Source organism: Vibrio sinaloensis, from assembly GCF_000808535.1.
Lineage (GTDB): Bacteria > Pseudomonadota > Gammaproteobacteria > Enterobacterales > Vibrionaceae > Vibrio > Vibrio sinaloensis_D.
Window position 1 is genome coordinate 188365 of record NZ_JWLV01000048.1, and the last position, 19541, is coordinate 207905.

At 45.8% G+C, this 19541-nt stretch carries 15 protein-coding genes; 10 read left to right on the forward strand and 5 right to left on the reverse strand.

Annotation, left to right across the window (positions count from 1 at the left end):
* Window position 1: 1 nt before the first annotated feature.
* Window positions 2-2053, reverse strand: coding sequence for a putative bifunctional diguanylate cyclase/phosphodiesterase (locus RJ47_RS19635; RefSeq protein ID WP_039486360.1), 2052 nt, complete (start codon window positions 2051-2053; stop codon window positions 2-4).
* A gap of 220 nt (window positions 2054-2273) precedes the next feature.
* Between RJ47_RS19635 and prfC the strand changes: the two genes are divergently transcribed.
* On the forward strand, window positions 2274-3863 hold the full coding sequence (prfC, locus tag RJ47_RS19640) for a peptide chain release factor 3 (RefSeq protein ID WP_039486362.1): 1590 nt from the start codon (window positions 2274-2276) through the stop codon (window positions 3861-3863).
* Window positions 3864-4171: 308 nt separating this feature from the next.
* On the opposite strand, the gene srmB is transcribed toward prfC, so the two are convergent.
* On the reverse strand, window positions 4172-5404 hold the full coding sequence (gene srmB, locus RJ47_RS19645) for an ATP-dependent RNA helicase SrmB (RefSeq protein ID WP_039486366.1): 1233 nt from the start codon (window positions 5402-5404) through the stop codon (window positions 4172-4174).
* A gap of 90 nt (window positions 5405-5494) precedes the next feature.
* Window positions 5495-6202, reverse strand: a complete 708-nt coding sequence (locus RJ47_RS19650; RefSeq protein WP_039486367.1) for a tRNA1(Val) (adenine(37)-N6)-methyltransferase — start codon at window positions 6200-6202, stop codon at window positions 5495-5497.
* A gap of 316 nt (window positions 6203-6518) precedes the next feature.
* Here RJ47_RS19650 and brnQ point away from each other — a divergent pair, with 316 nt between their 5' ends.
* The 5 genes from brnQ to RJ47_RS19675 all read left to right on the forward strand — a co-directional run bounded on the left by brnQ (window position 6519) and on the right by RJ47_RS19675 (window position 13119).
* Complete coding sequence (gene brnQ / locus RJ47_RS19655) at window positions 6519-7832, forward strand: branched-chain amino acid transport system II carrier protein (protein ID WP_038137519.1); 1314 nt, start codon at window positions 6519-6521, stop codon at window positions 7830-7832.
* Between the two features lie 162 nt (window positions 7833-7994).
* Window positions 7995-9093 (forward strand): peptide chain release factor 2 gene (prfB, locus tag RJ47_RS19660; protein WP_126575070.1). Its coding sequence is split into 2 segments (ribosomal slippage): window positions 7995-8069 and window positions 8071-9093, totalling 1098 coding nucleotides; the frame shifts between segments, so codons are not numbered across the junction.
* Window positions 9094-9131: 38 nt separating this feature from the next.
* On the forward strand, window positions 9132-10649 hold the full coding sequence (lysS, locus tag RJ47_RS19665) for a lysine--tRNA ligase (RefSeq protein WP_038214642.1): 1518 nt from the start codon (window positions 9132-9134) through the stop codon (window positions 10647-10649).
* A 380-nt stretch (window positions 10650-11029) separates the two neighbouring features.
* Window positions 11030-12364 carry a cyclic-di-GMP-binding transcriptional regulator VpsR gene (gene vpsR / locus RJ47_RS19670; protein ID WP_038137515.1) on the forward strand — a complete coding sequence of 445 codons (1335 nt, stop codon included), beginning with the start codon at window positions 11030-11032 and terminating at the stop codon, window positions 12362-12364.
* 503 nt (window positions 12365-12867) lie between these two features.
* Window positions 12868-13119, forward strand: coding sequence for a hypothetical protein (locus RJ47_RS19675; RefSeq protein WP_038137511.1), 252 nt, complete (start codon window positions 12868-12870; stop codon window positions 13117-13119).
* 65 nt (window positions 13120-13184) lie between these two features.
* On the opposite strand, the gene RJ47_RS19680 is transcribed toward RJ47_RS19675, so the two are convergent.
* On the reverse strand, window positions 13185-14219 hold the full coding sequence (locus tag RJ47_RS19680; RefSeq protein WP_039486370.1) for an NADP(H)-dependent aldo-keto reductase: 1035 nt from the start codon (window positions 14217-14219) through the stop codon (window positions 13185-13187).
* 127 nt (window positions 14220-14346) lie between these two features.
* On the opposite strand from RJ47_RS19680, the gene RJ47_RS19685 reads away from it, so the two are divergent.
* Entirely contained in the window at window positions 14347-14658 is a 312-nt protein-coding gene (locus RJ47_RS19685) for a DUF6482 family protein (RefSeq protein WP_038137506.1), read from the forward strand.
* Here the strand turns inward: RJ47_RS19685 and mutH are convergent.
* A complete protein-coding gene (gene mutH, locus RJ47_RS19690) occupies window positions 14655-15320 on the reverse strand; it encodes a DNA mismatch repair endonuclease MutH (protein ID WP_039486372.1) in 666 nt (221 codons plus the stop codon). The genes RJ47_RS19685 and mutH overlap by 4 nt on opposite strands.
* 617 nt (window positions 15321-15937) lie before the next feature.
* Between mutH and rppH the strand changes: the two genes are divergently transcribed.
* The 3 genes from rppH to RJ47_RS19705 are packed head-to-tail and all read left to right on the forward strand — an operon-like array spanning window position 15938 to window position 19505.
* On the forward strand, window positions 15938-16456 hold the full coding sequence (gene rppH, locus RJ47_RS19695) for an RNA pyrophosphohydrolase (RefSeq protein ID WP_005476957.1): 519 nt from the start codon (window positions 15938-15940) through the stop codon (window positions 16454-16456).
* A gap of 2 nt (window positions 16457-16458) precedes the next feature.
* Window positions 16459-18705 carry a phosphoenolpyruvate--protein phosphotransferase gene (ptsP, locus tag RJ47_RS19700; protein WP_039486375.1) on the forward strand — a complete coding sequence of 749 codons (2247 nt, stop codon included), beginning with the start codon at window positions 16459-16461 and terminating at the stop codon, window positions 18703-18705.
* 5 nt (window positions 18706-18710) lie between these two features.
* Complete coding sequence (locus RJ47_RS19705; RefSeq protein WP_039486378.1) at window positions 18711-19505, forward strand: sulfite exporter TauE/SafE family protein; 795 nt, start codon at window positions 18711-18713, stop codon at window positions 19503-19505.
* Window positions 19506-19541 lie beyond the last annotated feature (36 nt).

Sequence of the window (19541 nt, forward strand, 5' to 3'; positions counted from 1 at the left end):
GCTACTTTTGGATCGCTTTGATGGGCGAACCGTCTTCTATCGCGTAGTAATTTCTCGCAAAGCGCTCAGTGAGCTCACTCGCTGGCAGAGGTTTGTCGAATAAGTAACCTTGGAACTGATCGCAGCCTAACTCTTTGAGGGTATTGAGCTCATTGCAGTCCTCTACGCCCTCGGCAATGACCTCCAAGTTAAGTCGTTTCGCGGTCATGATAATAGTATCAACAATGGCTTGGTCACTTTCATCGAGGTGCAGTTGGGTGACAAACGAGCGGTCGATCTTCAACACATCGACAGCCAGATGTTTGAGGTATTTAAGCGAAGAGTAACCTGTACCGAAGTCATCGATCGATGTCTTCAAATTGTACTCTTTTAACTTCACCATCTTTTGGATGGCACTTTCTACATTTTCTAGCAGTAGATTTTCTGTAATTTCTAGCTCGATTTGATCGCCACTGATGTTGGCTTGTGTCAAAGCGTCATGGATGTGTTCGACAAACGAGTCCTGAGAGAACTGCAAAGGACTAATGTTGATGGCTAAACGGCGGAAGGTCTCCGGCAGTACGCCTTCTTTTTGCCAAGTGGCATATTGATAACACGCCTTCTCGATAATCCAATTGCCGATCTGAAGAATCTGTCCTGTTTCCTCTGCGATAGGCATAAACACCCCAGGTGGCAACAACCCTTTTTCTGGGTGGTTCCAGCGAATGAGCGCTTCTACGCCAATGATTTGATGCTCACTGTTTACTTGAGGCTGGTAGTAAAGTTCAAGGTGACCTTTGTTCAGTGCTTCATGTAGCCCTTTTTCTATTTCAAGGAAGGACTCAACTTGAGCCTGCATTTCAGGCTCATAGAAGGTGTATTTATTGCGACCGCTCACCTTGGCTCTGTACAGCGCAGTATCCGCTTGGCGCAATACATCAATGTTGGTGTTACCCACAGAAGGGAACAGTGCAATGCCGACGCTCATGGAGCAATAGAGCTGATGATCGTCAATGGAATAGGGGTTCGATATCAATGCTAAAAGTTGCTGCGCCAGTTCATGCGCTTTTTCAGCATTTGTGTTGGGTAATAAGATCGCGAATTCATCACCACCAATGCGTGCGGCGGTGTAATCGTCTTTTAACCACGCCTCAATCCTCATCGAAATCGCTTTTAGTAAGTGATCGCCAATGGTGTGGCCGAGTGAGTCATTAATGGTTTTGAAGCGATCCAAGTCGAGGTAGAAGAGTGCACCAGTTTCACTTTTAACGTTGGAGTCATCAATTGCTTTTCCCAATAACTGGAGTAGCAAACTGCGATTGGCGAGCCCAGTTAATGAATCGTAGTAGGCAAGCTGGTTCAACTTAACTTCAGCGGCTTCTCTGTCTTTCCAAAGGCTGTGAAAGGTTTTTGCAAGATGGCCAAGTTCGTCATCTCGATACAGCGTCGGTGGTGGAATGTCGCTTTTGTTGTTCTGCAGTGAACGCACCCAGTCAATAAGCGTGACCAAAGGCTTAGACAGTTTTTGATAGAAAAAGAACAGCAAAATAGACGTAAGAAGTATGTTCCTGAATAAATCAAACAGTAAAATTTTACTGGTTTTGGAAATAAACTCTTTGGCGATATTGGCGCCGTTGACTGAAAAGGCCAGCGTGCCCACCACGACATGTGAATTGGGCTGGTGTAGCTCAGTGGTGTAGACCGGCGTGGTTGGCGTCAAGTAGTTGGAGAGGGCTTCTGTAAAGCCTCCTTGCAGGGATACGCTATTTTCCTTGCGCGTTAGAACATCACCGAAATCATCAATGATCTCCACTCGGTAGATGGCATTATCCATCATTAAACTGGACGCGACTTGTTCTGCAAGTAATTGATTTAAATGATACGCAGCTTGACTGGCGTTGGAGTAGTTTTGCAACAGCTTGAACTGATAGTGTTCTTCGATGCGCTTTTGCTCCTGATGAAGATCCACCAAAATATGATAGAAGCTGAAACAGATTCCTAGCAGCACAGAAACTAGAAAGACGGTTTTGGCTTGTCTGAAGGCTAATGAATTTATCTTTTGGCTTTTCGGCATAGTCGTATCAAGTTCCCTCTACTCCTTTAGTTATAGCCTATATTTATTGATATTTTAATTTGTCCCTTCAATGACTCTGATATTGAGCCATTTTCGTCCTTGAAGTTGCCCCTCAAGAGAATATGAGAGAGAATACCGCGCAAAATTGAATCTAACGGCCGGAACAGTCAGAGTAACTGATTTTTAGGCTTCTGGTAACCAGACAAAAGAAGATCTTTTGATGTCAAATACAGCTTTTCTTGGTGAAGTTTCTAAGCGCAAAACGTTCGCCATTATCTCGCACCCAGATGCGGGTAAAACCACCATTACTGAAAAAGTACTACTTTTCGGACGCGCTATTCAAACTGCTGGTACGGTAAAAGGTCGTGGCTCTGCTCAACACGCTAAGTCAGACTGGATGGAAATGGAAAAAGAGCGTGGTATTTCGGTAACGACGTCGGTCATGCAGTTTCCATACAACGATTGTCTGGTCAATCTACTTGATACTCCTGGACACGAAGACTTTTCGGAAGATACCTACCGTACTCTGACGGCTGTTGACTCTTGCTTGATGGTGATTGACGCGGCGAAAGGTGTCGAGGATCGTACGCGCAAGTTGATGGAAGTGACACGTCTGCGTGACACGCCAATCGTCACCTTCATGAACAAATTGGACCGTGATGTACGTGACCCAATGGAAGTGCTTGATGAAGTTGAAAGCGAATTGGGTATGATGTGTGCCCCCATCTCTTGGCCAATCGGTTGTGGTAAAGAGTTCAAGGGTGTCTACCATATCCACCGTGATGAAACGATCCTGTATGAATCTGGTCATGGTCATGAAATTCAAGAAGTACGCACAATTAAAGGGTTGGATAACCCAGAGCTTGATGAAGCAGTAGGCGCTGATCTTGCTGATAGCGTTCGTGAGGAACTTGAGCTGGTAATGGGTGCATGTCCTGAATTTGATTTGGAGCTGTTCCTGAAAGGTGAGTTGACCCCGGTTTACTTCGGTACGGCACTAGGTAACTTCGGTGTTGACCACATGCTAGACGGTCTAACCAAGTGGGCTCCTGCACCTCAAACACGTGAAGCGAATGAACGCTCTGTTGAAGCGACTGAAGAAAACTTCTCAGGATTCGTATTTAAGATCCAAGCTAACATGGATCCGAAGCACCGCGACCGCATTGCTTTCATGCGTATTGTGTCGGGTACTTATAAGCAAGGCATGAAGATGAACCATGTGCGCATCGGTAAGCAAATCAACATTTCAGATGCGGTTACCTTTATGGCTGGCGATCGTTCGCGAGCTGAAAATGCGTATGCGGGCGACATCATTGGTCTTCACAACCACGGTACGATCCAAATCGGTGATACCTTCACTCAAGGTGAATCTCTGAAATTCTCAGGTATTCCTAACTTTGCACCTGAATTGTTCCGTCGTATTCGCTTGCGTGACCCACTGAAGCAGAAACAATTGCTTAAAGGCCTAGTTCAGCTTTCTGAAGAGGGCGCTGTACAGGTGTTCCGTCCACTACAAAACAATGATTTGATTGTTGGCGCTGTGGGTGTGCTGCAGTTTGATGTGGTTGTTGCGCGCCTTAAAGCCGAATACAACGTAGAAGCCATCTACGAGAGTGTTAACGTAGCAACGGCTCGTTGGGTTGAGTGCTCTGATGGTAAAAAACTGGATGAGTTCCAGCGTAAGAACCAAACCAACCTAGCATTGGATGGTGGTGATAATCTGACGTACATTGCGCCAACGATGGTAAATCTAAATCTGGCAAAAGAGCGTTTCCCAGAAGTGGAGTTCCGCGCGACTCGCGAACATTAATCTTCGTCGTATTTGGGGTGATAACTGCGTTAACTTCGCAAATTCACCCCAATCACATAGTGGACTATGCTCATGGGGCTGAATTTGCTTGTTGCCTTGTTCTAACCCCAACTACTTAGAATCATATTGAAAATCTAAGCTTAAAAGATACCGCTTTATCAAGGCGGTATTTTTTTGTGTGTCATTCCATGGAGCGACGAAGGATTGAGCAAGGAATCTTTCAACGCGCTCTGTAAACCAATTGTTCTGCGCATAAAAAAGGGTTGATGCTTTCACATCAACCCTTGCAGTATTATTGAATCAAGACGTTACTTTTTCTTCTTAGCGACTTTCTTCTTACCTTTCGCGGCTGTTTTCTTTTTGTCGTCTTTTTTCTTCTTCTTAAACACAGGCTTTTTGTGTTTAGGACGCATCTCTTTGATAAAGCGCTCTTTGATGTCTTCTTTTACGTAGCGAGCAACGCGATCTAGCATTGGTTGGTCGTGCGCTTCAACAAGAGATACTGCATTACCTTTCTTACCTGCACGAGCAGTACGACCAATACGGTGTAGGTACACATCCGCACTGCGTGGCATGTCATAGTTAATGACATGGCTTACATCAGGAAGATCGATACCACGAGCCGCAACGTCGGTTGCCAGTAGTACATTCACCGTACCGTCTCGAAAACGCGCGATGGCATTGTTACGACGATCTTGTGGCATTTCACCTTGAATCCATGCACAAGGGATTTGCGCTTTTTCGAGTTCAGTACGCAGCTCGCCAAGACGCTCACGAGTTTTTAAGAACACGATTGAACGCTCAGCTTGATCAGTGATGATCTTCTTCAGCAGCTCAAGTTTGTGGTTCATATCGTCAGCACGATGGTACCACTGGGCGATTTTTTTGCGCTCACGACGAGATGGTTCCGCATCAATATCTGCTGGATTTTTAAGTAGATCTGCAGTGAAGCCTTCAACGCCTTTACCTTCCAGTGTTGCCGAGAACAATAGTGTTTGTTTACGCCAACGACACTCGTTAGACAAACGATCCACTGTTGGGCCAAAGCCCATATCTAGCATGCGATCCGCTTCATCAAGGACCAGCCATTCAATCGCACGACAGTCAAAGCGCTCTGCATTGATGTACTCCATCAAGCGTCCTGGTGTCGCTACTACGATATCTTGGGTTTTACCTAAGATGTCCGCGTGCTCTTGGTACTGAACACCGCCGGTAATGGTGAAGATATTCAGCTTAGTATGCTTAGCCAGTGCGCGAGCTTGGTCTGCGACCTGCATTGCTAACTCACGTGTCGGAGTCAGGATCAGAATACGAGCAGGCCCCGGTTTACGACGAGGAAAGTCTTGTAAATATTGCAGCGCAGGCAAAACAAAAGCGGCTGTTTTACCCGTACCAGTCGGGGCTGAAGCCAAGATATCTCGGCCATCTAACGCTTGCGGAATGGCTTCAGCCTGAATTTGTGTTGGGCGGTCATAACCCATTTCTTCAATGGCGAGGAGTAGGTTAGGGTCTAGCTCCAATTCAGCGAAATTTCTGATCACTATAAGGTCTCCACAAGCGAGTTGATGTGAGCATTAAATTTAAGGGGTCGTATTATAGAGTGTTCGGTGACAAGGATCACACCTTATTTTCTACATCTTTAGATAAAACGCCTTTGTTAGTTGGATAAACGCGTCACTGTAGCCATCTGCGGTACGAATCGTGAGTTCGGATGTTTCACAACCTATAGGCTCTTTTCCTATTTGAATCAAAAGCCTGCTTACTGCTTTCATTTCTGTAGTTTTGACTCGGCACAAGCGCTGCACATGCCAACCTTGATCGATGGCAAGTGAGATAAAGGCTTCTCCTTCAGTGGCAGGGAGGACAAAGCTGGCTTTGCCTTGAGCTGTGAGTCGTTCCCAACAGCGAGTAAGTAACGAAGAGTGATTGAGTGTGTCGGTGTGGCGAGCGATTGCTCGGCTAGTGTCTTGTGCCTTTTCTCCGCTATTGAAGTAAGGCGGGTTGCAAATGATGGCATCAAAGCGATGGCTAAACTCTGCGTTTAGTATGTCACCTTGATGAAGCGTGAGCCTGTCTTGCCAAGGGGAGTTGGAAAAATTACTTATCGCTGCGTCACATGCGTTCTGGTCGATATCAATCGCATCGATGGTTAGAGTGGGTTTTCTCTGCGCGCACATTAATGCCAGTAACCCCGTTCCTGTACCTATATCGAGTAAGAAATCTACCTGGCTGAGGTTAGCCCAGGCGCCAAGCAAAACGCCATCGGTACTGACTGGCATGCCAGAGAGGCCGCCGGTGATTTTGAACTGCTTAAACTCAAAGCTTTTTGTCTTTTTCATGAAATTTTATGTTTGTCGGTATTGGTGTTGTTTTTGAGTTATTTGATCTGTTGTTAATGGTTTGTTTGGTTTTTTGTTCTATTTGTGTTCTGATTGTTTTTGAAAATGATTGGTTAATCTTGCTGCGTTAGTTTTTTAATATAGTGATATGTGCTGCAAATTTGCTGTTGTTATAAATTTATATGGTGTTTTTGGCCTTTCGGTTGCGGATAGATGAGTATTTCGTCATTATGCGCGCCTTAATTTATCGATTGAAAGGCATATTCGACCTTTCAACAAACACAACATCATATTAATAGAAATGTAAGGGTTAGCTGTGAAGCAGACTTTAAAAATATCAGACATTATTGCGGTTGGCTTTATGCTTTTCGCATTCTTTTTAGGTGCAGGTAACATCATCTTTCCACCACTCGCCGGTCAATTAGCTGGTGAAAACTTAATTCCAGCCATGACTGGTTTCCTTTTGACAGCAGTAGGTCTACCTCTTATTACTATCGTTGCTATCGCTGTCGCTGGTGGCTCTTGGGATCACCTGACAAAAGATTTACCGAAGCGCGCTGCGATGACCATCGCTGTACTGATCTTCATTATCATCGGCCCTGCATTTGCAGCACCTCGTACTGGTCTTGTAGCCTATGAAATGGCGATTAAGCCGTTTTTTGCTGACGCAGCTCAGCTACACTTAACGATTTTCTCAATCTTGTTCTTTGTAGTAGCGATGTCTTTCGCATGGTCTCAAGGTAAGTTGATTGACGTTATCGGTAAGGTACTAACGCCAGTCCTTTTCATCGGTTTGATTATTCTTGCTGCTGCTGTATTCATCGATCCTCAAGGTGAGATGATTGCCGCGCAAGGTGAATACCTAACGCACCCACTGCAAAAAGGTTTCCTTGAAGGTTACAACACCATGGATACCTTCGCGTCTTTGATGTTTGGTGGTCTTATCGTTGATGCCCTTCGTAAAAAAGGCGTCCAAGACCAAAGTGCGACAGCCAAATATCTGATCAGCGCAGCACTTGTTGCCGCTGCGGGCTTGGCATTTGTTTACGTTTCACTGTTCTACCTTGGTGCGACCAGTGCTGCTGTTGCTGTAGGTGCTGATAACGGTGGTGCCATTCTTAGCATGTATGTGCAGTCTCTGTTTGGTCCATATGGCCAAATTGTACTGTCAGTGATCGTTCTTCTTGCGTGTTTAACAACGGCGATCGGTATCATTTCTGCGTGTTCTGACTACTTCAGCTCGATCACTCCAATTGCTTACAAAGCGTGGGTTGTCATTATTGGTGTTGCGTGTGCCACGGTGGCAAATGTTGGTTTGTCGCAGCTTATTTCACTTTCTGTGCCAGTTCTGTTCGCTCTTTACCCTGTCGCGATTGCACTGGTTGCATTGACGTTTATTCGCAAAAAGCTACCAAACCCGAAAGTGGCGTACCGTGTGGTTATTCTTGTCTCTTTGATGTTCGCGCTGATTGATGCGGCAAAAGTCGCGGGTGTTGATGTTTCTGCACTAAGCATGCTGCCTCTCTTTGAGGTGGGCATGGGGTGGCTAATGCCGACTGTTGCTGCGATGGTTTGCATGTTGTTCATCGGTAAATCTGAGCAAGTCGAATTAGCGGAAGAAACCGCATAATCACGCAATAAATTTGAATCAAAGATCCCCTGTTACGTAAGGCGTAGCGGGGGATTTTTTATTGCATCGGATTTTTATTCGCTGATAAAAAATTCCTGTATCTTCGTCACACTTTTGAGTACAATTCTTCGGTTAAATTCTACTCATAAATGTTGAGCAAACATGTTTGAAATCAATCCTATTAAAAACCGCCTAAAGGACGTGTCTGAGCGCACCAATGTCCTGAGGGGGTATCTTTGACTATGACGCTAAGCAAGAGCGTCTAGAAGAAGTCAACGCAGAACTGGAACAGCCGGATGTGTGGAACGAACCAGAGCGAGCACAAGCTTTGGGTAAAGAGCGTTCTGCACTCGAAGCGGTTGTTGAAACCATTGATCAACTTGAGCAAGGTGTTGAAGACGTTGATGGTCTTTTAGAGCTTGCCGTTGAAGAAGAAGATCAAGAAACGTTTGACGAAATCGAACCGGAACTGGCAGAGCTAGAAGCGAAGCTAGAGAAGCTTGAATTCCGCCGTATGTTCTCAGGCGACCACGATGCATCAGACTGCTACATCGATTTGCAGTCAGGTTCAGGTGGTACGGAAGCGCAAGACTGGACTTCAATGATGCTACGTATGTACCTTCGTTGGGCTGAAGCGAAAGGCTTTAAGACCGAGGTTATCGAAGTATCAGAAGGTGAAGTGGCAGGTCTTAAAGGCGCAACGGTTAAGATTTCTGGCGAATACGCTTACGGTTGGCTACGCACTGAGACTGGTGTTCACCGTCTGGTTCGTAAATCGCCATTTGACTCGAGCGGTCGTCGTCATACTTCGTTTGCTTCTGCGTTTATCTACCCAGAGATTGATGACAACATCGACATCGACATTAACCCTTCTGACCTACGCATTGACGTGTACCGTGCATCAGGTGCGGGTGGTCAGCACGTTAACACCACGGAGTCGGCGGTACGTATTACCCACGTACCAACAAATACTGTGGTGCAATGTCAGAATGATCGTTCTCAGCATAAGAACAAAGACCAAGCGATGAAGCAGCTTCGTGCAAAACTGTTTGAATTAGAGATTCAAAAGCAGAATGCAGAGAAGCAAGCCAATGAAGATGCAAAATCTGACATCGGTTGGGGTAGCCAAATCCGCTCTTACGTACTTGATGACTCTCGCATCAAAGATCTACGTACAGGCGTTGAAAACCGCAATACTCAAGCGGTTCTTGACGGCGACTTAGACAAATTTATTGAAGCTAGCCTGAAGTCAGGCCTTTAAGCTTTTCACCGACACTTAAGAAACAGGATACATCGAAAATGACTGATGCTGTTCAAAACGAAAACACACAAGAAGAGAATAAGCTGATTGCTGAGCGTCGCGCTAAGCTGGACCATATCCGCCAGTCGTGCAAAGCAAATGGCCACCCAAATGATTTCCGTCGTGAGCACCTAGCAGGTGACTTGCAAGCGGAGTTCGGTGATAAGACTAAAGAAGAGCTTGAAGAGCTAAACCACGTAGTAGCAATCGCTGGTCGTGTAATGGCGAAACGTGGTCCATTCCTAGCGATCCAAGAAACATCTGGCCGTATCCAAGCATACGCAGCAAAAGATGTGCAAAAAGAGCTGAAAGAGAAATACCAAGGCCTAGATATCGGTGACATCATCGGTGTGAAAGGTGCGCTTCACAAGTCAGGTAAGGGCGACCTTTACGTGAACATGGAGTCTTACGAGCTGCTAACGAAAGCACTTCGTCCACTTCCAGAGAAGTTCCACGGTCTGACTGACCAAGAAATGCGTTACCGTCAGCGTTACGTTGACCTAATCGTCAACGAAGACTCTCGTCAAGCGTTTATCATCCGTTCTAAGCTTGTATCGGCTATCCGTAACTTCATGAGCTCAAAAGGCTACCTAGAAGTTGAAACGCCAATGATGCACGTGATCCCAGGTGGTGCAACGGCTCGTCCATTCATCACTCACCACAATGCACTAGACATCGACATGTACCTACGTGTTGCACCAGAGCTTTACCTGAAGCGTCTAGTCGTGGGTGGTTTTGACCGTGTATTCGAGATCAACCGTAACTTCCGTAACGAAGGTCTTTCTCCACGTCACAACCCAGAATTCACCATGATGGAATTCTACCAAGCATACGCTGACTACAAAGACCTAATGGATCTGACTGAAGAGATGCTAAGCACGGTTGCTATGGACGTTCTAGGTTCAACGTCTATGCCTTACGGTGAAGAGACGGTTGAGTTTGGTGGTAAGTACGCTCGCATGAGCATGTTTGAAGCGATCAAACACTACAACCCAGACCACGCTGAAATCCAAGCACTAACAGAAGCGGATCTAACTGACCGTGAAAAGATGGTTGCGATTGCGAAGTCTGTGCACGTTGAAGTAGAGTCTTTCTGGACATGTGGTCAGCTTCTTGAAGAGATCTTTGGTGAGACAGCTGAACCTCAGCTAATCCAACCAACGTTCATCACTGGCTACCCAGCGGATATTTCTCCACTAGCACGTCGTAGCGATGACAACCCGTTCTTCACTGATCGCTTCGAGTTCTTTATCGGTGGTCGTGAAGTAGCAAACGGCTTCTCAGAGCTTAACGATGCAGAAGACCAAGATGCTCGCTTTAAAGCGCAGGTTGACGCGAAAGACGCAGGTGATGATGAAGCAATGTACTACGATGCAGATTACATCACTGCACTAGAGCACGGCCTACCGCCAACAGCGGGTCAAGGTATCGGTATCGACCGTCTAGCGATGTTGTTCACAAACACGCACACAATCCGTGACGTAATCCTATTCCCAGCGATGCGTCCACAAGCGTAATGTAAGCAAAACGTTTACCAAGAAAAGTCACCTTCGGGTGACTTTTTTATTATCTTGTCTCCAAAATAAGACGGTTCATGGTGTTGCGGATTCAGCGAAAAATGAAAAAATGACCTCTTATTAATCGTTTAGAGCTAAATAAAAGCAAAGTCTGATTCATTTATATCGTACTGGTGTTGATATAAATAGATGTCGTTTTCCCATGTAACACGAATATATTCTTTGAAATCACTCCCACAACGGGTGGAAAAAACGCTAACCAACCTATAGTCTTATTAGTGAGACAGATTCTCTGCCTGAGTCTCTATAATGTAACCATCTAAATTGATGTGCCTTCTATGGCACTGCATTGGTGTTATCAATAATAAGGATTAAGCCGTATGGGTAGTCAGTTCCGAATGGATTCCGTTCCTGGGTCTCTTATTGTCGTTGGAGGTACCTACGAACCATGGCTTTCAGTATTAGAACAAGTTGGTTGGAGATGTACACAATGCGCAGACTTGCGTAAGGCAGATGCGTTGTTCGCTGAAACAGGGCCGTGTATTGGTATCGTAGACCTCAGTCATGATGAATTTAGTCTCAATGGTATTGCCAACCTTGTAAGCAATCACAAACAGGTTCGTTGGTTAGCATTTATCCGTGAATCCCAACTGAGCTCCGATACGATTTGCCAGTTTATCGTTAACTTCTGTATCGACTTCTTTACCGCTCCGATTCCTGATGCGCAGTTGCTAAGCACAATTGGCCACCAATTGGGAATGCTCAAATTAGAGAAGAAAGTATGGCCACATTACGGCAACAACAGTGATATGGGGCTCATCGGTGACTCGATTCCAATGAAGCGATTGAGAGACCAAATTAAACGAATTGGTCCAACGGACGTCAGTATTCTTATTTACGGCGAGAGTGGTACTGGGAAGGAGACGGTGGCTCGCGCGGTTCACAAAACGTCTTCTCGAGTGAACAAAGAGTTTATCTCTGTGAACTGTCGTGCGATGTCAGAGCGTCGTATTGAAAGTGATCTGTTTGGTATCAACCGTGAAGATCCAGCGGAACCCTCTATTCTAGAAAAAGCAGACGGTGGCACCATCCTACTCAATGATATTTTGACGCTTCCTAAGTCTCAGCAGGTCAATTTGCTTCGCTTTTTACAAGAAGGCACCGTTGATACGGTGAATGGTCGCCAAGAGGTGGATGTTCGTATTCTTGCTGCTAACTCAGCGGATATCGAAAAAGCCCTCATTGATGGTGACTTCAATGAAGAGCTTTACCACTATATCAATGTGCTGCGTATTAATGTTCCGAGCTTGAAAGAGCGAGCAGGAGACATCGCTATTTTGGCCCGTCACTTCCTGCAGGAATACTCAAAAGAGTACAACGCGCAAGCACGCAGCTTTACTGAAGATGCAGCACGCGCTTTAACTCGTTACCATTGGCCAGGTAATGTTCGTGAACTGATGAACCAGATCAAACGTGTTGTGTTGATGTCTGATACGGTAATGCTTGACGATCAGCACCTCGATTTGCCTAAACGGAGTGATGGCAAACGCAGCCTGAAGAGTATCCGTGAGCGCAGTGAGCGGGATGCATTATTGCTGGTGTTAGAATCTCATTCAGGCCAAGTCTCGATGGCTGCTAAAGAGCTAGGTGTATCGCGTGCAACGATGTACCGTTTGTTAAACAAACACAATCTGATCAGTGATGCCACTGTATAACTGATTGTTTTGTAAATTAAAGCCGCGCGTTTACGTGCGGCTTTTTTGTTAAAGCAGTAAAATTATCCACCGTCATTATGTTATCGATACGATTAATATTTCAAATGATGGCTGTTCACATAGTATTTATAGCTGAAAAGTTTTAATTAAAACTTTTGGTTATAAATTAGTTGAATTAATAATCATGATGTTTAGAATTTAACCATGAGCTAGAGCTCATACCCACTTCACTTTATCGGATTAATACATAGCTAGGAGGCGCACCATGAAACATTTCAATGTTACCCAAATGAATTGTGCGTCTTTCGAACTCGGTGCATTTGCATCTGCGGCTGATCATGCTCGAAAAGCCTCAAACGATCGCAAAGATACACCCAAAATGTAATTAGTCCGTATCCAAATTATCTTTAATTGGCTGCGGGAAAGCAGCGAATTAGAGTACATCCAACATTTTTTTGGATTCGTTGACGTTTCCCCAGCTACAACTCAACTGGAGAAAACTCATGAGTCATTCTGTATACCTTAAATTAGCCACAGTGTTGGTAAAAGCTGATCTACGTCGTGAAGAGCGAGAGTGGAAGCGTCGAGTTAGACGCAGTAGCTTTGATATTCCGTGGGAAAATGCACACTTGTTGCGAGACATCGGTTTAGAGAAAGATGGTCGTCCTGTTGGCCTTCGTGAACCTGAAAGTGTTACAGCAGAACGCCGCGTTCGTCACCTTCGTCGTGTTCTAAGTGCGCGAATACCTACGTAATCTATTGGGCTGGCTTGCTTCACCAGCCCAAAGATATCTTAGCCAGCTACCTAAGTAGCTGGTAATTATGGGCAAGGATTGGAGTATGTCGTCCCAATCTCTTGCAGCCCCTGAAGCAACTCATCTGTCAGTACGACATCAAGACTGTTTATATTCGATTCTAGCTGCTCGATGGTTGTTGCTCCGATAATGTTGGATGCGACAAAAGGACGTTGATTCACAAAGGCGAGTGCCATTTGAGCGGGATCTAATCCATGTTCTCGAGCCAAGTTAACATACGCGGCCGTAGCTTCAATTCCTTGTGGTGTGAAGTAGCGGACAAAGCGTTCAAATAGCGAGCATCGAGCGCCTTCAGGGCGTTGACCGTCCAAGTACTTGCCACTCAATGTACCAAAGGCAAGCGGTGAATATGCGAGTAGCTGAACGCCTTCATAGTGACTAATCTCCGATAGTCCGACCTCAAAGCTACGATTGAGTAAGTTGTATGGGTTCTGAATCGAGACAATTCTTGGTAGCTCATGCTTTTCGGCCAATCTCAATAACGTCATCACGCCCCAAGGTGTTTCGTTAGACACGCCGATATAGCGAACTTTGCCCACTTTAATCAGCTCAGCCAACGCTTCTAGTGTCTCGACTAATGTGACTTCTTCTTGCTCTGTTGGATAAGGGTAGTTTAGTTGACCAAAGCAGTTCGTTTGGCGTTGGGGCCAATGAATTTGATAAAGATCGACATAGTCAGTTTGTAGTCTGCGTAAGCTATCATCGATTGCGAGGTGAATGTTGCGCCTGTCTAGCTTCATATTGTCGCGAATGTGCGGCATGTTTCTTGGCCCTGCTACTTTGGTCGCCAAGACAACTTTTTCTCTTTTGCCTGAGTGCTTTAGCCAATTTCCGATGTGTTGTTCTGTCGCCCCTCGAGTCTGTGGGCTTGGAGGTACTGGGTACATCTCTGCGGTGTCGATAAAGTTCACACCTCTTTCAAGTGCAAAATCGAGCTGACGAAATGCATCTTGCTCAGAGTTCTGCACCCCAAACGTCATTGTGCCAAGGCATATTTGACTCACTTCTAACGTTGAGTGAGGTAACTTGTTGTATTGCATGGGCCTTCCTCAGTTTCATTATTTTTATCCATCCAATATAGGGGATTCCGTTGTGGGAAGGAATTGGCGTTGTTAACAATTTCGCAAAATTATTGGCTTTGGCTAATATGAATAATGGAGGTGAATTATGAACATGACTCAGTTAGATAAGTGGATACATGGTTACCACAAAGATTCTTATCAGCCGCCAAAGGTGTTTGTGATCAGTTGTTCGGACCTTTCTCAATATTTGTTAGCAGTAGAGTATAAGCACAAGTTGGAGCCACTAAAGGTCAATGACGAGCCGATTCACTTTGAATCGTTAGAGCGAGTCAAAGAGGAACTAACTCGTCTGGGGGTTGAGCGTGCCTACTTGCGCTTGCACAATGCTTACGATGAGTGTGGTTCGACTGGTGGTCCGTTGTATCACGATATAGAGTTGTCGCTAGTCACACACTAAGCGTAGTTGCTATCTAGAAGCGCAGCCGTGAACTGGGTTCGCAGATAGAACCCTCTTGGGCGTGTCTTGATGATTCTTCCGCTGGCGCCATACGCTTCGGTCAGTGCTCGGCCATTGGCCGCTTTTGGCCGCAGTTGTAGGACTTCACCATGCCTTGCGGTGATTTGTTCAACATGGCCTGTGACGATGAGGTCCATCAGCTCTTCCCAATCAGTTTTCAGCTGAAGCTCTTCTTCTTGAGTCGGTGACCAGATAAGAGGGGAGCCGACACGTCTTTCTGCCAGTGGGATCTCTCGCTCACCTTCAACGGGTACCCACAGGACTCGAGACAGTTTGTTCCGGACATGGCTGTTTTCCCAACTCAGCCCATGTATGCCAACAAGTGGAGCGACACAAACAAAGGTGGTCTCTAGCGGTTTGCCTGTGTAGCTAATGGGGATGGTTTTAAGCTCAATACCCAGCTTTTCAAAGTCCTGCTGAGGTTTACTGCCTGCGGTAGCGCCTAGGTGCCATTCGAGTAGTTGTCCAACCCATCCTTTATCTCGACGTAAATCAGGTGGAACCGTCATTTGGGCTTCTTGTGCAAGCTCTGCAAATGAAAGTCCGGCAACACTCCATGCGCGCTCTAACAGTTCAGATTCGGATTGTGGTTCTGGTTTCATACTATTCGCTGTTCAATAATTCTGTCTTTATTGTAACGGAAGCGCACCGGGTTGGCTGTGCGAAGTTTGATCATTTCGCGTGAAAGATCGTCTATCAAGTAGTTATCCACAGAAAGAAGGGGATCCTGTTGCCGTTTTCTTGGGTGTGTATGAATAAACAGGGGTTTTAGAGTGATTATTTGCTTGCAGTTTCCCTTAAAACTTGCATTTGCCAATGTGGAGTGTGGATAAAACTATTGGTGGTGGATCTTTGACCGATCTGGTATTTGCCGAACATTACTAGAGTAGGTTGGCTTATTATCTGTAGGTTTGATATTTAAGTTATTGATTTTAATTGTTTTGTTTTTGGAGTTCAGTAGGGGGCTTGTGCTTAAGTGGCCTTGTTGTCGATAAAATGATCACTTTGATGTGGATTTTTCACATAGTTATACACAGAAAAGGTGAATAAATGTGGTCTATGTCTCATTACGTTGTGTATAAGAGGTGTTCTGCTCAAAAGTTATTCATATTGTGTTTGGTGAGCGATATTTTCCGCCTTAGTCACACTAGTAAGTTTGCTCCAATTGGGGATATGTGGAAAAATCACTGTAATTAAAGATTTTATTAGAGGTTGGCCAGTGATAGATGGCGATGGTTACCGCTTAAATGTGGGAATTGTAATTTGTAACAACCATGGTCAGGTCTTCTGGGCTAAACGATACGGGCAACACTCTTGGCAGTTTCCTCAAGGGGGAATTGATGAAGGTGAAACCCCTGAGCAAGCGATGTACCGCGAGCTCTATGAAGAGGTTGGTCTAACGAAGAAGGATGTAAAGATCGTAGCAACAAGTCGTCATTGGTTAAGATATAAGTTACCCAAACGACTGGTTCGCTGGGATTCCAAACCTGTTTGTATCGGTCAAAAACAGAAATGGTTTCTGCTGCGTTTAGATTGTGATGAGTCACGAATCAATATGCTGCGCGGCAGTTCCCCTGAATTCGATGGTTGGCGTTGGGTGAGTTATTGGTATCCTGTACGACAAGTCGTTTCTTTCAAGCGCGATGTGTATCGCCGAGCGATGAAAGAGTTTGCCTCCATGGCAATGCCGTTTAAAGAGCGTAGAAGCAAGAACAAGCGCAAACATAGAAGAGGATAGACATGCTTTCTCAACTAAGGGAAATAGTTGAACAGGTTTCCAAAGTCGAAGATGTACATCAGGCTTTGGATATCTTGGTTAAGCAGACGTGCAGTGCCATGAGCACCGAATGTTGTACTATCTATCTCGCCAATGAAGAAATGCAGCGCCTTGAGTTGATGGCGACGCAAGGTTTACGTTTCAAAGGCGACAAAATTCGCATTGGATTTAATGAGGGTTTGGTTGGTCTGGTAAAGCGCACGGCTGAGCCTCTCAATATTGCAGAAGCTTCTAAGCATCCAAACTTCAAATACTTCTCTGAGCTAGGTGAAGAAATTTACCACAGCTTTCTTGGTACGCCGATTATTCACCGCAAACAGGTGTTAGGGGTCTTGGTCGTTCAGCAAAAGATGCCCCGCCAGTTTGACGAGATGGAAGAGTCTTTTTTAGTCACCTTAGCGGCTCAGCTCGCGGTGATCATCGCGCATGCTCAAACGCAAGGTCAGTGGCGTTTAGAAAAGAAACAGCTTGCGATGAAAGGGGTCCCTGCATCGAGTGGCGTGGCGATTGGGGAGTTTTGGTTAGATGATACTCAGCCAGAACTCACGGATGTGTACCCTGCCTCAACACTAGACATCGAACGCGAGCAGGAAATCTTGCTATTGGCGGTTGAAGCGGCATTGAGTGACTTTCGGCGTATGCGTAAGAAGCTCGACAGTGAGATCAACAAAGATGCGTTGGCCATTTTTGACCTGTTTACGCATTTACTCAATGATCCGATGTTGCGTAAAGATCTTAAAGCGCAAATTCAGAAAGGCGATCGCGCTGACTGGGCATTACGTCAAGTTGTAGAGAGCTATTCGAATCGATTCGCTCGAATGTCAGATGTCTACCTGAGAGAGCGAGCTCAAGATATTCGAGAGTTAGGCCAGCGACTACTTTACTTCCTTCATAACACTGAAAAAGAGCAGCCAGCTTTAGAAAAGCCGGTGATCTTAGTCGTCAGAGAACTTACGGCGACAATTCTAGCCTCTATTCCCAAAGATATGCTGTTGGCCGTGGTGTCGATTGAAGGTGCAGCCAACTCACACGCTGCGATTCTCTCCCGTGCGCTCGGGATACCCGCCGTTATGGGGGCAAACGTCAATTTAAAGAACATCAATGGCAAACAAGGGGTCGTAGATGGCTACAGCGGTAAGATATTAGTCTCGCCGAGCCGCCAGTTACTAAGGGCCTACACGTCGCTGGTCAATGAAGAGCGAGAGCTCGCGACCATGGTCAATCAGCGAATCTTAGAGCCTGCGTGTACTCGAGACGGTCAGCGAATTGAGGTTATGCTTAATGCAGGTTTAAGCGCAGATGCCAATATCGCCGTTAACCAAGGGGTTGATGGGGTCGGGTTATATCGAACGGAAATTTCCTTTTTGCTCCAGCATCGTTTTCCATCAGAAGAAGAACAAACTCAACAATATCAAGCGGTACTCAATACCTATCCGGACAAGCGGGTGGTGATGCGCACCCTCGATGTGGGCGGAGACAAAGCGCTTCCTTACCTTCCTATCGAAGAAGACAATCCATTTTTGGGATGGCGTGGTATTCGTTTTACACTGGATCACCCAGACATTTTCCTCATGCAAATCCGTGCCATGATGAAGGCAAGTGCAAATAGCCAAAACCTGAGTATCTTGTTGCCAATGGTGTCGGGAGCACAGGAACTAGATGATGCTATTGACCTGATTGAGCGCGCCTATCGAGAGGTTGTTGAGCTCGATTCTCGGATCCAAATGCCCGAAATTGGCGTGATGATTGAAGTGCCTTCGATGATCTATCTGTTGCCTCTGATTGCCGAAAAAGTGGATTTTGTTTCCATTGGTACTAACGACTTAACGCAGTATTTGTTGGCGGTTGATCGAAATAATGCACGTGTATCGGATGTGTATGAATCGATGCATCCCGCGGTGGTGATGGCGCTCAATCATATTCAGCAGATGTGTCAACAGCTCAAGCTGCCTGTTTGTATCTGTGGGGAGCTAGCGGGCGATCCGATTGGGGCGCTGTTAATGGTCGGGTTAGGTTATCGAAGCTTAAGCATGAACACCTCCAATGTGGCGAAAGTAAAATACTTATTGCGGCATACTGACAGCCAAGAGCTGAAGCAACTTGCTGACAAAGCTCTGATGCAACCTTATGGCAATGATATTTATAATATGATGCAAACTTTCTTTGAAGATAAAGGCTTTGCAGGCTTTATCCGTGCAGGTAAACGATAGAAATCATGGTAAATATCGAGTTTTTTGCCCTGTTGCTGCTTTTAGGCAGTGTAGTTGGCATCATGGCTGGTCTATTGGGGATTGGCGGCGGGCTGATTGTGGTGCCAGCTTTGATGTTCCTCTTACCCATGGCGGGCATTGACGCGAACATTGCGATGCAGATGGCGCTGGCAACCTCTTTGGCGTCAATCATTGTCACATCGGGATCGTCGGCATATAACCACTTTAAGCTGGGCAACGTGGACATGTTTGTCGTTAAGTGGCTAATGCCGGGAGTTGTCATCGGCGGTTTTCTAGGGGCCAACGTGGCGGAATGGGTTCCTTCGCAGTATTTACCTAAGGTGTTTGGTGTCATTGTGCTGTGCCTATCCATCCAAATGCTGTTCTCAATTCGGGGGAAAACTCAACGCTCCATGCCAAACAGCAGTGTGACGATGGCGATCGGCGCGGGGATCGGCATGGTCTCGAGTCTTGCTGGGATTGGAGGTGGCTCATTGTCGGTTCCGTTTTTGAATCGTCATGGCATTGAGATGCGCAAAGCGGTGGGTTCTTCCTCGGTTTGCGGATGCTTTATCGCGTTATCTGGAATGTTGGGGTTTATTCTTCATGGCTATAAAGCTGAGGTACTGCCAGCTTACAGTTTAGGTTATGTCTATTTGCCAGTTTTGGTCGGCATCACCGCGACCTCTATGTTAACGACTCGATTTGGCGCTCGCCTTGCCTCGAGTATGCCAACGGTGCGGTTGAAGAAAATCTTTGCCCTATTTTTAATCTTTGTCGCAGGAACTATGTTACTGTGATGCACTCTCATCTATACCTATCGTAATTTTGAACAT

Excerpts from the sequence above, each read along its gene's own strand:
- RJ47_RS19635 (WP_039486360.1), bottom strand. The coding sequence starts at position 2,053 with ATGCCGAAAAGCCAAAAGATAAATTCATTAGCCTTCAGACAAGCCAAA.
- prfC (WP_039486362.1), top strand. The coding sequence starts at position 2,274 with ATGTCAAATACAGCTTTTCTTGGTGAAGTTTCTAAGCGCAAAACGTTC.
- RJ47_RS19650 (WP_039486367.1), bottom strand. The coding sequence starts at position 6,202 with ATGAAAAAGACAAAAAGCTTTGAGTTTAAGCAGTTCAAAATCACCGGC.
- lysS (WP_038214642.1), top strand. The coding sequence starts at position 9,132 with ATGACTGATGCTGTTCAAAACGAAAACACACAAGAAGAGAATAAGCTG.
- vpsR (WP_038137515.1), top strand. The coding sequence starts at position 11,030 with ATGGGTAGTCAGTTCCGAATGGATTCCGTTCCTGGGTCTCTTATTGTC.
- RJ47_RS19675 (WP_038137511.1), top strand. The coding sequence starts at position 12,868 with ATGAGTCATTCTGTATACCTTAAATTAGCCACAGTGTTGGTAAAAGCT.
- RJ47_RS19680 (WP_039486370.1), bottom strand. The coding sequence starts at position 14,219 with ATGCAATACAACAAGTTACCTCACTCAACGTTAGAAGTGAGTCAAATA.
- RJ47_RS19685 (WP_038137506.1), top strand. The coding sequence starts at position 14,347 with ATGAACATGACTCAGTTAGATAAGTGGATACATGGTTACCACAAAGAT.
- mutH (WP_039486372.1), bottom strand. The coding sequence starts at position 15,320 with ATGAAACCAGAACCACAATCCGAATCTGAACTGTTAGAGCGCGCATGG.
- ptsP (WP_039486375.1), top strand. The coding sequence starts at position 16,459 with ATGCTTTCTCAACTAAGGGAAATAGTTGAACAGGTTTCCAAAGTCGAA.
- RJ47_RS19705 (WP_039486378.1), top strand. The coding sequence starts at position 18,711 with ATGGTAAATATCGAGTTTTTTGCCCTGTTGCTGCTTTTAGGCAGTGTA.